This is a genomic window from Enterobacter sp. 4974935 (assembly GCF_058661735.1).
In genome coordinates, this window is record NZ_JBZWGT010000003.1 from 768,412 (window position 1) to 780,900 (window position 12,489).

The window sequence follows — 12,489 nt, forward strand, 5'->3', positions numbered from 1 at the left end:
ACCCGGCAAAAAAGACCGCAGAGAACTAAACCAGACTCTTCAACCGATAAATCCACTCCAGCGCCTGACGCGGCGTCAGCGAATCCGGATCGAGATTTTCCAGCGCTTCCACAGCCGGAGAGGTCTCTTCCGGCACCGCCAGCAGTGACATCTGCGTACCATCTATCTGCGTAGCTGCCGCATTCGGTGACAAACTTTCCAGCTCACGCAATTTCTGACGCGCGCGCTTAATCACCTCTTTCGGCACACCCGCCAGCGCGGCGACGGCCAGGCCATAGCTCTTGCTTGCCGCGCCGTCCTGCACCGTGTGCATAAAGGCGATGGTGTCGCCGTGCTCAAGCGCATCAAGGTGGACGTTAGCCACGCCTTCCATTTTCTCTGGCAGCTGTGTCAGTTCGAAATAGTGCGTCGCGAACAGCGTCAGCGCCTTGATTTTATTCGCCAGACTTTCCGCGCACGCCCAGGCCAGGGACAGGCCGTCATAGGTGGAGGTACCGCGTCCTACTTCGTCCATCAACACCAGACTGTTCTCTGTCGCGTTATGCAGAATGTTGGCGGTTTCGGTCATCTCGACCATAAAGGTAGAGCGACCGCTCGCCAGATCGTCCGCCGCACCCACACGGGTGAAGATACGGTCGACAGGGCCAATCTCAACCTTCTGCGCCGGAACGTAGCTGCCGATGTAGGCGAGCAGCGCGATAAGGGCTGTCTGGCGCATATAGGTACTTTTACCGCCCATATTGGGGCCGGTAATGATCAGCATTCTTCGCTGCGGTGACAGGTTCAACGGGTTGGCAATAAACGGCTCGTTCAGCACCTGCTCAACCACCGGATGGCGACCTTCGGTAATGCGAATACCGGGTTTGTCAGTAAAGGTAGGACAGGTGTAGTTCAGCGTTTCGGCGCGCTCGGCCAGGTTTACCAGGACATCCAGCTCGGCCAGCGCAGCGGCGCTCATTTGAAGGTCAGCCAGATGCGGCATCAGGATGTCGAACAGCTCGTCATACAGCTGTTTCTCCAGCGCCAGCGCTTTACCTTTCGACGTGAGCACTTTGTCTTCGTACTCTTTCAGCTCGGGAATAATGTAGCGCTCGGCATTTTTCAGCGTCTGGCGGCGAACGTAGTGAATCGGTGCCAGGTGGCTCTGCCCACGACTGATCTGGATATAGTAACCGTGTACGGCGTTGTAGCCGACTTTCAGGGTGTCGAGCCCCAGACGTTCACGCTCGCGGATTTCCAGCTTATCCAGATAATCCGTCGCGCCATCGGCCAGCGCACGCCATTCGTCCAGCTCTTCGTTATAACCCGGAGCAATAACCCCGCCATCCCGCACCAGAACAGGCGGCGCATCAATGATGGCGCGTTCCAGCAGTTCGCGAAGCTCGGTAAATTCGCCCATGGTTTCGCGCAGCTTTTGCACTGGCGCGCTGTCGATCTCTCCCAGCTGAGCGCGCAGTTCCGGCAACTGCTGGAAAGCGTGACGCATACGGGCGAGATCGCGTGGACGCGCGGTACGCAATGCCAGGCGCGCCAGGATACGCTCAAGATCACCCACCTGACGCAGCACCGGCTGCAATTCGGTGTAACGATCCTGCAATGCGGCAATGGTTTGCTGACGGCCAATCAGCGTTTCGGTGTTGCGGATCGGCATATGCAGCCAGCGTTTGAGCATACGGCTGCCCATGGGGGTAACCGTGCTGTCAAGAACCGACGCCAGCGTATTTTCCATGCCGCCAGCGAGGTTCTGCGTGATCTCCAGGTTGCGGCGCGTGGCGGCATCCATGATGATGCTGTCCTGCTGACGCTCCATGGTAATTGAACGGATATGGGGCAGGGCGGTACGCTGCGTATCCTTCACGTACTGCAACAGGCAGCCTGCGGCACATAGCCCGCGCGGGGCATTTTCCACACCAAAGCCAATCAAATCGCGCGTGCCAAATTGCAGGTTCAACTGCTGGCGCGCGGTATCAATTTCGAACTCCCACAGTGGACGACGACGCAGGCCGCGGCGACCTTCAATCAGCGCCATCTCGGCGAAATCTTCTGCATAAAGCAGTTCTGCCGGATTAGTACGCTGTAGTTCAGCCGCCATGGTTTCACGGTCAGCCGGTTCACTCAGGCGAAAACGACCGGAGCTGATATCCAGCGTGGCATAGCCAAACCCTTTACCGTCCTGCCAGATCGCCGCCAGCAGGTTATCCTGGCGCTCCTGAAGCAGGGCTTCATCGCTGATGGTTCCCGGCGTCACGATGCGTACGACCTTGCGCTCAACGGGGCCTTTCGACGTGGCCGGGTCGCCAATTTGTTCGCAGATAGCGACAGATTCGCCCTGGTTCACCAGCTTCGCCAGATAGTTTTCAACCGCGTGATGCGGGATACCCGCCATCGGGATGGGTTCGCCTGCCGACGCGCCACGTTTCGTCAGAGAAATGTCGAGCAGCTGAGACGCACGTTTCGCATCGTCATAAAAAAGCTCGTAAAAATCGCCCATACGGTAAAACAGCAGAATTTCCGGATGCTGTGCCTTCAGCTTCAGGTACTGCTGCATCATCGGCGTATGCGCGTCGAAATTGTCGATTGTGCTCATGGAGTTATGATATCCATTTCTTTGAAAATATTACGCTTTGAGCGGCTCAATGGCCGATTGTTCCTTCTATTGTCGCATGAAAAAAAGGTGCGGCGCAGAAAAAAGTCACGACTTTACGAGGCATCTTCCGCTATTAATTCAATGATGATTTTTCCGTGCTCGACGCCCACCCGAACCTGCGAGTTGGTGGTAAATCCCGCTTGTTCAAGCCAGTCGCCTTTCAGGCTCAGCGCTGCGTGTACGCTGTAGCGTTTTGGAATTTTCGTTTTACGGTCTTCATGACGTTTTCTGAAGTAACCCACTTTTAAGTGCCGATAGGGTTTGGCGATCGCGATCTGTTGCATAAGCTCTCCGGTGAATGCGGTTATTTACACCTGTATAAAATACCAGTAAAACGCAGCGAGGGGAGGGGTAATTCTGGAAGGACGCTTCAGAAAACGGAATGCAATAACTGAAAATGTGCGGATAAAAAGGTATTATAAATACACTTTATTGTTGAGGACGACGTTATGTCCGGTAAACGTATTTCACGAGAAAAAAAGACGATCGCCAGAATGATCGCCCTGTACGAAAACAGGTGTCCGCACGCCATAAAAGAAGAGGGGCACTATTCGGCGCTTAAGGCTTATGCCGATAAGCGGCTGGATAAATGCGTGTTTGGTGAGGAAAAACCTGCCTGCAAACAGTGCCCGGTGCACTGTTATCAGCCCGCCCGACGGGAAGAGATGAAGCAGGTAATGCGCTGGGCAGGGCCACGTATGTTATGGCGTCATCCGATTCTGACCATCCGACATCTGATCGACGATCGTCGTCCGGTTCCGGAATTACCGGAAAAGTATCGGCCTAAAAAATAATCGTCTCAGCGCCGCAGTGGACGACAAATCACGCTCAGGGCTACGGCGCGGCGCAGGCAGACATAAAAAGAGCACCAAATATCCCTGCGCCAGCGCGGGAGCGATATGTACCCGCTGACGGAATGACTGGTTATTTCAGGCTCTCTTTATCGATTCCCAGACGCTTCATACGCGAGAGCAGGGTGGTACGCTTCAGCCCCAGCCGTTGCGCCGCACCTTTCGGTCCGGCTACCACGCCGTTGGTCTCCTTCAGCACTCGCATAATGAGCTGATATTCATCTTCTCCCTCTTTCGCAAGCTCGCTTGCGGCCACGGTCGTTTCAGAGAGAGTAACCTCTGGCAGGGAGAGCTGGAGCACGTTCCCGCGCGTCAGCAGGACCGCGCGCTCAATGACGTTTTCCAGCTCGCGCACGTTCCCCGGCCACTCCATCGCCGAAAGGGTGCGTAGCGTTTCGGCAGGAATACTGTCGATATTTCGCCCCATCCGGCGGGCAATCTTCGCGGTAAAGGCTTTCACCAGCAGCGGAATATCTTCCGGGCGTTCGCGCAGCGGCGGCAGGCAGATCGGGAAGACGTTCAGACGATAGTAAAGATCGCTGCGAAACTCGCGGTCGGCGACCATTTTTTTCAGATCGCGGTTGGTGGCGGCAATCAGACGCACGTCGGTCTGGATCAGCTTGTTGCTACCGAGGCGCTCGAACTCCTGCTCCTGCAAAACGCGCAGCAGCTTAGGCTGAAGCTCCAGCGGCATATCGCCCACTTCGTCGAGGAACAATGAGCTTTTATCCGCCAGTTCAAAACGGCCCAGCCGCTGGCTGCTGGCGCCGGTAAACGCGCCGCGCTCGTGGCCGAACAGGTCGCTTTCCAGTAAGCCCGCAGGCATCGCCGCGCAGTTCATCTTCACCATCCGGCGGCTGTTGCGGTTGCTCAGGTTGTGGATCGCCCGGGCAATCAGCTCTTTCCCTGTGCCGGTTTCACCGAGGATCAGCACCGTGCTGTCGCTCTGCGCCACCATCTCCACCTGCTTGAGGATGTTGTACATGGCATCGCTGCGTCCGATGATTTCGCCAAACTCGCTGTCCACATTGTTGAGCTGCTCGGTCAGCGCCAGGTTTTCGTCCACCAGCCGTTCTTTCAGACGGTGGATCTCCTGATAGGCGAGGGCGTTATCCAGCGCAATGGAGATACGTTCGGCGATCTGGCGCAGCAGCTTCAGGTTGGCGGTGGTAAATACGGCTTCATCGCACTGCGCCAGTTTAAGCACGCCGAGCATGGTGTTGCCGGACATCAGCGGCAGCAGGCACAGGGTCTGGATCTTGTTGCCCCAGGTGTTAAACAGCATCCGCTCGTAGGGCGCTACCGGATCCTGCTCGCTGAGGTTTAACAGCAGGATCTCTTTGCTTTTAAATACCCGTTCAGACAGGGTTCCCGCTTCGTCCACTTCGCTTTGCTCGTGCGCCGGGTTAGCTTCGTCGAGGTAGTGGGTGGAGTAGATGTTCAGCTTGCCCTTACGGTTGCCGCGCAGCGCAATGCTGATAGCATCGATCCTGAAATAGTGATGGATCTCTTTGGCGACTTCGCTCACCAGTTCGTCCATATCGAGACGCGACAGCACGGCATTGGTGATGGCGACCAGTATGCGGAAATTATCGCGCTCGCGGCTCAACAGGTCGTAATCCACGTTATTGGTGACGCGGCTTTGGATCTGCTCTGCCACGACGGCCACAATCTGCGTGAAGGTATGCAACCGCTCGTACTCAGCCTCGGTCCAGGGCTGGTCGTTATTACGGATAAACTCGCAGCCGCCAAAAATTTGCCCTTCCACCGCCAGCGGCAGCATGCTGTAGTGGCCGAACGGGTGGTAAAGGTTGCTCTCTGCCAGCTTCGGCCAGGCCTGGCGAAACTGGTCAAAATTGCAGTGCAGCGCTTCCGGGCGGGAGAGAATACGTCGCACCGGACCGTGGGCCAGAAACGTTTCATCTTCATATTCGAAGATTTTGCCGTTATCACGCGTTGAGAAATAGCTCGCGCGGTGGGTTGCGCTATGCCAGAGCACAATGGCGGCGCTGTCCGCCAGCGCTGATTGCCTGACCAGCCGCGTCAGGGTATCGCTCAGCGCGCCGAGGTCGGGCTGTTGTAAAAGTGTGCGCGTGATGTCAAACAGGCCCTGCTGTCCAAGATCGCTCATCGGTGTATACGGCATTATTGCTTTCCAATAGAAACTGGCAAAAAAGAGACATTCAGCGCTGACCGCTTTTGGCGCGGTCTAGCAAATTCGGGGTAACGGTTCAGCGTGCGGCAGATCCAGCGTGCGCTTCACGCCGTAAAGCCCGGTCAGGCGCACCCCTTTGCGCTCAACCACGTCGCCGATGATGGCCGCGTCTTTCCCTAAGGGATGTGCGCGCAGTTGTTCAAGTACGGCTTCCGCCACCGTGCGTTCCACGCCGATCACCAGCTTGCCTTCGTTGGCAAAGTTAAGCGGGTCTAGCCCTAATAGCTCGCACAGCCCGCGTACAGCAGGCTTAACGGGCAGGCCGCGCTCGGTCAGTTCAATTCCGCAGCCGCTGCTTGCGGCAAATTCGTGTACCACGGCATTCACGCCGCCTCGCGTGGCGTCGCGCAGGGCTTTTACACCCGGCATGTCGCGCAGCGTCTGGATCAGCGGCGTGAGTACCGCGCAGTCACTGTGCAGCTCGCCATCCAGCCCTAAGCCTTCGCGCAGGTTCAGGATGGTTGCCCCGTGGCAGCCCAGCGTGCCGCTGACAATCAGCACGTCGCCTGCACAAAGCTGCTGCGCGCCCCAGTGAATGTCGGCGGGGATCGCCCCCATTCCGGCGGTGTTAATGAAGAGCTTATCCGCCGCGCCGCGCTGCACCACCTTGGTATCCCCGGTCACGATGGCGATCCCCGCCTCGCGGGCGGTGTGCGCCATGCTGTTGACCACCGCCGTGAGCGTCTCCATGGGTAACCCTTCTTCGAGGATAAACCCGCAGGAGAGGTAGCGGGGGATCGCGCCGCTGACGGCCACGTCGTTTGCCGTGCCGCAGACGGCGAGCTTGCCGATATCGCCGCCCGGGAAGAACAGCGGGTCAATCACGTAGCTGTCGGTAGAGAACGCCAGCCTGTCGCCGTGGGCGGTCAGGGCCGCGAGGTCAATACGCGCCTGATCTTCCTGCTCGGCGAGCCAGGGGTTGTTAAAGGCTTCCATGAACAGCCTGTTAATCAACTGCTGCATCGCCTGTCCACCGCTTCCGTGCGCCATTTCCACCGTGTTCATGCTTCACACTCCTGGTTGCGATAGTGATACCACGCGGCGCATGCCCCTTCGGAAGAGACCATCAGCGCGCCAAACGCGGTTTGCGGGTTACAGGCGTTGCCAAATAACGGGCAGTGATGAGGTTTGCATTTGCCGGTGAGTACGTCGCCACAGCGGGCGCGGGGATCGTCGCACACCTTCTGCGGCTGCGGGCGGAAATGCGCTTCGGCATCGAAGGCGCGATACGCGGGCGTCAGGTGTACGCCGGATTCGGCAATCAGCCCCAGTCCGCGCCACTCGCTGTCGCCTTCGACGCTAAACACGTCGGCTATCGCCTGCTGTGCCCGTCTGTTACCTGCATCGGGCACCACGCGGCGATACTGATTTTCCACCACACTCAGGGCCGCTATTTTCTGCTCAACCAGCATGGTCACGCCTTGCAGTAGATCAAGTGGCTCGAAACCAGCCACCACTAACGGACGATTGTACTGTTCAGCGATAAAACCGTAGGCTTCTGTGCCGATCACCATGCTGACGTGTCCTGGTGCCAGGAAGGCGTCGATGCCGTTGTCCGGCGCTTCAAGCAGGCTACGCAGCGTGGGAATAAGCGTGATGTGCTGGCAGAAAAAGTAAAAGTTAGTGACGTTGCGGGCTTTCGCCTGCTGGAGAGTGATAGCGGTGGCGGGCATGGTGGTTTCAAAACCCAGCCCGAAAAAGACCACCTTACGCTCAGGATTAGCCTCTGCCAGCGTCAGGGCATCCATCGGTGAGTAGACGATCCGCACGTCCGCGCCGCGCGCCTTCGCCTGGAGCAGCGAGCCATTTTTTCCCGGTACGCGCATGGCGTCGCCAAAGGTGCAAAAAATCACACCGGGGCGGCTGGCGATGTCGAGACAGCTGTCGATGCGCCCCATGGGCAGCACGCACACCGGGCAGCCGGGGCCGTGGATAAATTCGATGTTCTCCGGCAGCAGCTGGTCGAGGCCAAATTTAAAGATGGCGTGGGTGTGTCCGCCGCACACCTCCATGATCCGCAGCGGTTTTTCTTTCGTGTAGTCCAGCAGGGACGCGCGGGTTTTCAGGCGATCGATAAGCTGCAACACCTGCTCAGGCGCGCGATATTCATCAACGTAACGCATGTGTTATCGTTCCTCACCATACAGCAGGGCACCCACGTCCGGCTCAACGTCGAACATATTCTGTAGCGCGTCCAGCGTGTCACGGGCTTCTTCCTCATTAATCACGCTCATGGCAAACCCCACGTGGACCAGCACCCACTGGCCGAGACGCGTTGCGCCGGTCTCATCGTGGCTGCCCACCAGCGTCAGATCGACATCGCGCAGGATGCCGCAGATCTCCACTTTGGCCTGATTGCCGTCGATCGAATGAATTTGTCCGGGGACGCCTATGCACATCGTTCGCTCTCCAGCCAGTTCAGCCAGGCGTCCATCCCGTCGCCGCGCGTGGCGGAAACCAGCAGGATCTCAATGTCCGGGTTCACTTCCCGGGCGTAAGCCAGGCACTTATCCACGTCGAAATTCAGGTACGGCAGCAGGTCGACTTTGTTCAGCAGCATGAGGGAGGCGGCGGCAAACATATGTGGATACTTCAGCGGCTTGTCTTCCCCTTCGGTCACGGAGAGCACCGCCACTTTATGCCGCTCGCCAAGGTCGAAGCTTGCCGGGCAGACCAGGTTGCCGACGTTTTCAATAAACAGGATGCCGTTATCCGCCAGCGGCAGGCGCGGGGCGGCGTCGGCAATCATCTGCGCATCCAGGTGGCAGCCCTTGCCGGTGTTGACCTGAATCGCGGGCGTACCGGTTTCGCGGATGCGCGCCGCGTCGTTTACCGTTTGCTGATCGCCTTCGATAACGGCGCAGGAGACACGTTTATTCAGTCGTTTGAGGGTTTCGGTCAGCAGGGTGGTTTTACCGGAGCCGGGGCTGGAGACCAGGTTCAGTACCAGCTGTTGACGGGCGGCAAAGCGGGCGCGATTGCGAGCGGCGAGCTGGTTATTTTTGTCCAGCACATTGATCTCCACCTCCAGCATCTCGCGCTGGCTGATGCCCGGCGCGTGGGTGCCTGCTTCGCCGTGGCCGTAATGCAGGTCGCCCGCGTCTGAACGCTGCGGCGCAAAGGTGATGCCGGTCAGTGCCGCCGCAGGACGCGGGGCAGGAGAAAAGGGTGCGGAGCGAAACGCGGAGTGGGGACGGTGTTCATCCCCTTCTATATACAGGTTGCCTTCAGCGCAACCGCAGGTACTACACATACATTACTCCTTCTCGATTTCGAGGCGTTGGATCTGCATACCGTCATCCGCCACGATGCGCAGCCCGCTGCTCTGGCACTGCGGACAGCGCTGTACCTTCGATGACAGCAGCGTGACGTACTGCTGACACTGCTCGCACCAGCACTCCGCCTGCTGCTCCTCGATATACAGTGCGCAACCCTCCGCCAGCGTGCCGCGGCACACCAGCTCAAAACAGAAGGTGAGGGCGCTGGTCTCGACGCAGGAAAACGCCCCGACCTTCAGCCAGACGCCGGTCACGCGCTTCGCATGGTTCTGCACAGCCTGCTGTTCGATAAGTTCCAGTGCCCGCTGGCAGAGGGTGATTTCGTGCATGACGCCTCCTTAATGAATTGCCCCTTTAATGCAATAACAGTGCCAGCTTGTTTTGCGTTACGGCGTGACGATGTCAACGCTGTCGAAATGACACGTCGACACCGCGGCGGTGACAGTGCGCATCTCTTTAAAATCCATTTAAATCAATAAATTAAAAATTGGCACGAAATCTGCTTAACAGCCGCTAACTCCATTAACCGGATACCTTTTATGACTATTTGGGAAATTAGCGAAAAAGCGGATTACATCGCGCAACGTCATCAGCAGCTTCAGGATCAGTGGCACCTCTACTGCAACTCTCTGATTCAGGGGATCACCCTGTCAAAAGCCCGTCTGCACCATGCCATGAGCTGCGCGGCGCAGGGGGATATGCGCTTTGTGTTGTTTGGACACTTCACGATTTTTGTCACCCTGGCGGAGAGCTTCAACAGCCACACCATTGAGTATTACGTTGAGACAAAAGAGGGTGAAAAACAGTGTATTGCGAAAGCCCAACTGATGGCCGACGGCATGGTGGACGGTCACGTCAGCACCCGCGATCGCCAGCAGGTGCTGGAGCACTATCTGGAGAAAATCGCGCCGGTTTATAACGGCCTCTACGCTGCCGTTGAGCACGATCAGCCGATCAACCTGAAACAGCTGATCGACGGAAAATCCTCCGCGAACGTGGCCTGAAAAGCGAGTGTCGAGAAGTGTCGATAAGACAGTTTTTTTTCGTCAAAAATGACCATCACCAGAGGATGACCCGGTGAACCGTTTTGTAATTGCTGACTCGACGGTCTGTATTGGCTGTCGAACCTGTGAGGCGGCGTGCTCGGAAACGCACCGCCTGCACGGGCTACAGTCCATGCCGCGCCTGCGCGTCATGCGTAATGAGAAAGAGTCTGCCCCGCAGCTCTGTCACCACTGTGAAGACGCGCCATGCGCGGGCGTCTGTCCCGTCAATGCCATCACCCGCGTTGACGGCGCGGTACAGCTGAACGAAAGCCTGTGCGTGAGCTGCAAGCTGTGCGGCATCGCCTGTCCGTTTGGCGCCATTGAGTTTTCCGGCAGCCGTCCGCTGCATATTCCGGCGAATGCCAACACCCCGAAAGCGCCGCCTGCGCCACCGGCTCCGGCACGCGTGAGCACGCTGCTGGACTGGGTGCCGGGCATTCGCGCCGTCGCGGTGAAGTGCGACCTGTGCAGCTTCGATGAACAAGGTCCGGCCTGCGTGCGCACCTGTCCGACCAAAGCGTTAATTCTGGTTAATATTCGCGACATCGCCCGCACCAGCAAACGCAAGCGCGAGCTGACCATCAATACTGACGTCGGCGATCTTTCGCTGCTGCGGGCGCTTAACGAGGGGGCGAAATGAACGCGATAGTTATGATGACCAGCGGCGTGGCCTGGTTTGCCGCCGCCGCTGTCCTGGCGCTGCTCCTCTCCTTCCATAAAACGCTGAGCGGCTGGATCGCCGGTATCGGCGGGGCGGTCGGCAGCCTGATGACGCTGGCGGCGGGCGGCGTTGTCCTGATCGACGGCCAATCCGTCGACACCCTCATCCCGCTGATTCACCACGCCGTTGAGCTTACGCCGCTAAATGCCATCTGGCTGGTCACCTTTGGTCTGTGTGGGCTGTTTATCAGCCTGTTTAATATCGACTGGCACCGCCATCAGCATACCAACGCCAACGGCCTGCTGGTCAACCTGTTGATGGCCGCCGCGGTCTGCACTGTTGTCGCCAGCAACCTCGGCGCGCTGGTGGTGATGGCTGAAATCATGGCCCTGTGCGGCGTGTTCCTGACCGGATGCAGCGCCTCCGGCAAGCTGTGGTTTGCGCTCGGACGACTCGGCACGCTGCTGCTGGCGCTGGCCTGCTGGCTGGTGTGGCAGCGTTTCGGCACGCTGGACTTTGCCGTGCTTAACGGCCAGCCGCTGGGGAATGACGTCTGGCTGTTGGGCGTAGTCGGTTTTGGCCTGCTGGCCGGGATTATCCCGCTGCACGGCTGGGTGCCGCAGGCGCATGCCAATGCCTCGGCCCCGGCTGCCGCGCTGTTCTCCACCGTGGTGATGAAGGTCGGTCTGTTCGGCATCCTGACGATAACCCTGACGGGCGGCCAGCCGCCGCTGTGGTGGGGCGTGGCGCTGCTGATTGCGGGGATGATCACCGCATTTGTCGGCGGGCTGTACGCCCTGATGGAGCATAACATCCAGCGCCTGCTGGCGTACCACACTCTGGAGAATATCGGCATCATCCTGCTCGGCATGGGCGCGGGTGTCAGCGGGCTGGCGCTCAACCAGCCGGCGCTGATTGCCGCCGGGTTTATTGGCGGTCTGTATCACCTTATCAACCACAGCCTGTTTAAAAGCACCCTGTTCCTCGGCGCGGGCAGCGTCTGGTTTCGCACCGGGCACCGCGATATTGAAAAGCTCGGCGGGATTGGCAAAAAAATGCCCGTCATTTCGCTGGCGATGCTGGTCGGGCTGATGGCGATGGCCGCGCTGCCGCCGCTGAACGGCTTTGCCGGGGAGTGGGTGATCTATCAGTCCTTCTTCGCGCTCGGCCAGAGCGACGCGTTTATCGCGCGGCTGCTCGGCCCGCTGCTGGCGGTTGGGCTGGCGATTACCGGGGCACTGGCGGTGATGTGTATGGCAAAGGTTTACGGCGTCACCTTCCTGGGTGCGCCGCGCACCCGCGAAGCGGAAAACGCCTGTTGCGCCCCGGTGCTGATGGCCACCAGCGTGGTCGCGCTGGCGCTGTGCTGTATCGCAGGTGGGGTTGCCGCGCCGTGGCTGCTGCCGCTTCTGGGCCACGCCATTCCGCTGCCGCTGGCTACGGCGCATACCGTCGTGTCCCAGCCGATGATGGCGCTGCTGCTGATTGCCGCGCCGCTCCTGCCGTTCGTGCTGATGCTGTTCTTCAGACGCGACCGTCTCGCCTCCCGCTCGCGCGGCGCGGCGTGGGCCTGCGGCTACGAACACGAGCAGTCGATGGTCATCACCGCCCACGGTTTCGCCATGCCGGTGAAGGAGAACTTCGCCGCCGTGCTGAAGCTGCGCCACTGGCTGAACCCGGTGGGCTGGGTGCCGGGCTGGCAGAGTGCCGCCGTGCCCGTGCTGTTCCGTCGCCTGGCGCTGATCGAGCTGGCGGTGCTGGTGGTGATTGTCATTTCACGAGGAGCCTGAC

Annotated in this window: 12 protein-coding genes; 4 read left to right on the forward strand and 8 right to left on the reverse strand. The window is 59.0% G+C overall.

Translation table 11 applies throughout. The features are described from left to right. Positions 1–25: 25 nt before the first annotated feature. Both mutS and AC4OVS_RS04890 read right to left on the reverse strand, forming a co-directional pair. Positions 26–2,587: a DNA mismatch repair protein MutS gene (gene mutS, locus AC4OVS_RS04885; RefSeq protein ID WP_022649176.1), complete on the reverse strand. Its 2,562-nt coding sequence runs from the start codon at positions 2,585–2,587 to the stop codon at positions 26–28. 113 nt (positions 2,588–2,700) lie between these two features. Continuing rightward, positions 2,701–2,931 (reverse strand): SymE family type I addiction module toxin, encoded by a 231-nt coding sequence (locus AC4OVS_RS04890; RefSeq protein WP_022649175.1) that lies wholly within the window; start codon positions 2,929–2,931, stop codon positions 2,701–2,703. A 165-nt stretch (positions 2,932–3,096) separates the two neighbouring features. On the opposite strand from AC4OVS_RS04890, the gene AC4OVS_RS04895 reads away from it, so the two are divergent. Next, positions 3,097–3,441 carry a nitrous oxide-stimulated promoter family protein gene (locus AC4OVS_RS04895; RefSeq protein WP_022649174.1) on the forward strand — a complete coding sequence of 115 codons (345 nt, stop codon included), beginning with the start codon at positions 3,097–3,099 and terminating at the stop codon, positions 3,439–3,441. A gap of 130 nt (positions 3,442–3,571) precedes the next feature. Here the strand turns inward: AC4OVS_RS04895 and flhA are convergent, their stop codons facing one another. From flhA to hypA, 6 genes are all read right to left on the reverse strand, one after another. Continuing rightward, a complete protein-coding gene (gene flhA, locus AC4OVS_RS04900) occupies positions 3,572–5,644 on the reverse strand; it encodes a formate hydrogenlyase transcriptional activator FlhA (protein WP_491922218.1) in 2,073 nt (690 codons plus the stop codon). 63 nt (positions 5,645–5,707) lie between these two features. Beyond that, on the reverse strand, positions 5,708–6,718 hold the full coding sequence (gene hypE, locus AC4OVS_RS04905; protein WP_150312472.1) for a hydrogenase expression/formation protein HypE: 1,011 nt from the start codon (positions 6,716–6,718) through the stop codon (positions 5,708–5,710). Next, the gene (gene hypD / locus AC4OVS_RS04910; RefSeq protein WP_045308749.1) at positions 6,715–7,836 is read right to left on the reverse strand and encodes a hydrogenase formation protein HypD; all 1,122 of its coding nucleotides are present in this window, start codon (positions 7,834–7,836) and stop codon (positions 6,715–6,717) included. Before hypD ends, hypE begins: the two co-directional genes overlap by 4 nt. Positions 7,837–7,839: 3 nt before the next feature. Further along, positions 7,840–8,112 carry a HypC/HybG/HupF family hydrogenase formation chaperone gene (locus AC4OVS_RS04915; RefSeq protein ID WP_045308750.1) on the reverse strand — a complete coding sequence of 91 codons (273 nt, stop codon included), beginning with the start codon at positions 8,110–8,112 and terminating at the stop codon, positions 7,840–7,842. Continuing rightward, complete coding sequence (gene hypB / locus AC4OVS_RS04920) at positions 8,103–8,966, reverse strand: hydrogenase nickel incorporation protein HypB (protein ID WP_032625971.1); 864 nt, start codon at positions 8,964–8,966, stop codon at positions 8,103–8,105. The genes AC4OVS_RS04915 and hypB overlap by 10 nt, the downstream gene beginning before the upstream one ends. Before the next feature lie 3 nt (positions 8,967–8,969). After that, positions 8,970–9,320, reverse strand: coding sequence for a hydrogenase maturation nickel metallochaperone HypA (hypA, locus tag AC4OVS_RS04925; RefSeq protein WP_045308751.1), 351 nt, complete (start codon positions 9,318–9,320; stop codon positions 8,970–8,972). A gap of 210 nt (positions 9,321–9,530) precedes the next feature. Between hypA and hycA the strand changes: the two genes are divergently transcribed. From hycA to hycC, 3 genes are all read left to right on the forward strand, one after another. Next, positions 9,531–9,995 carry a formate hydrogenlyase regulator HycA gene (gene hycA, locus AC4OVS_RS04930; protein ID WP_022649167.1) on the forward strand — a complete coding sequence of 155 codons (465 nt, stop codon included), beginning with the start codon at positions 9,531–9,533 and terminating at the stop codon, positions 9,993–9,995. 73 nt (positions 9,996–10,068) lie between these two features. After that, positions 10,069–10,677, forward strand: a complete 609-nt coding sequence (locus AC4OVS_RS04935) for a 4Fe-4S dicluster domain-containing protein (protein ID WP_022649166.1) — start codon at positions 10,069–10,071, stop codon at positions 10,675–10,677. Next, positions 10,674–12,488 carry a formate hydrogenlyase subunit 3 gene (gene hycC, locus AC4OVS_RS04940; RefSeq protein WP_038416592.1) on the forward strand — a complete coding sequence of 605 codons (1,815 nt, stop codon included), beginning with the start codon at positions 10,674–10,676 and terminating at the stop codon, positions 12,486–12,488. Before AC4OVS_RS04935 ends, hycC begins: the two co-directional genes overlap by 4 nt. The last annotated feature ends 1 nt before the right edge of the window (position 12,489 follow it).

Coding starts and splice junctions, on each gene's coding strand:
- hypA (WP_045308751.1), bottom strand. CDS start 9,320: ATGCACGAAATCACCCTCTGCCAGCGGGCACTGGAACTTATCGAACAG.
- AC4OVS_RS04895 (WP_022649174.1), top strand. CDS start 3,097: ATGTCCGGTAAACGTATTTCACGAGAAAAAAAGACGATCGCCAGAATG.
- hypD (WP_045308749.1), bottom strand. CDS start 7,836: ATGCGTTACGTTGATGAATATCGCGCGCCTGAGCAGGTGTTGCAGCTT.
- hypB (WP_032625971.1), bottom strand. CDS start 8,966: ATGTGTAGTACCTGCGGTTGCGCTGAAGGCAACCTGTATATAGAAGGG.
- AC4OVS_RS04890 (WP_022649175.1), bottom strand. CDS start 2,931: ATGCAACAGATCGCGATCGCCAAACCCTATCGGCACTTAAAAGTGGGT.
- hypE (WP_150312472.1), bottom strand. CDS start 6,718: ATGAACACGGTGGAAATGGCGCACGGAAGCGGTGGACAGGCGATGCAG.
- mutS (WP_022649176.1), bottom strand. CDS start 2,587: ATGAGCACAATCGACAATTTCGACGCGCATACGCCGATGATGCAGCAG.
- hycA (WP_022649167.1), top strand. CDS start 9,531: ATGACTATTTGGGAAATTAGCGAAAAAGCGGATTACATCGCGCAACGT.
- flhA (WP_491922218.1), bottom strand. CDS start 5,644: ATGCCGTATACACCGATGAGCGATCTTGGACAGCAGGGCCTGTTTGAC.
- hycC (WP_038416592.1), top strand. CDS start 10,674: ATGAACGCGATAGTTATGATGACCAGCGGCGTGGCCTGGTTTGCCGCC.
- AC4OVS_RS04915 (WP_045308750.1), bottom strand. CDS start 8,112: ATGTGCATAGGCGTCCCCGGACAAATTCATTCGATCGACGGCAATCAG.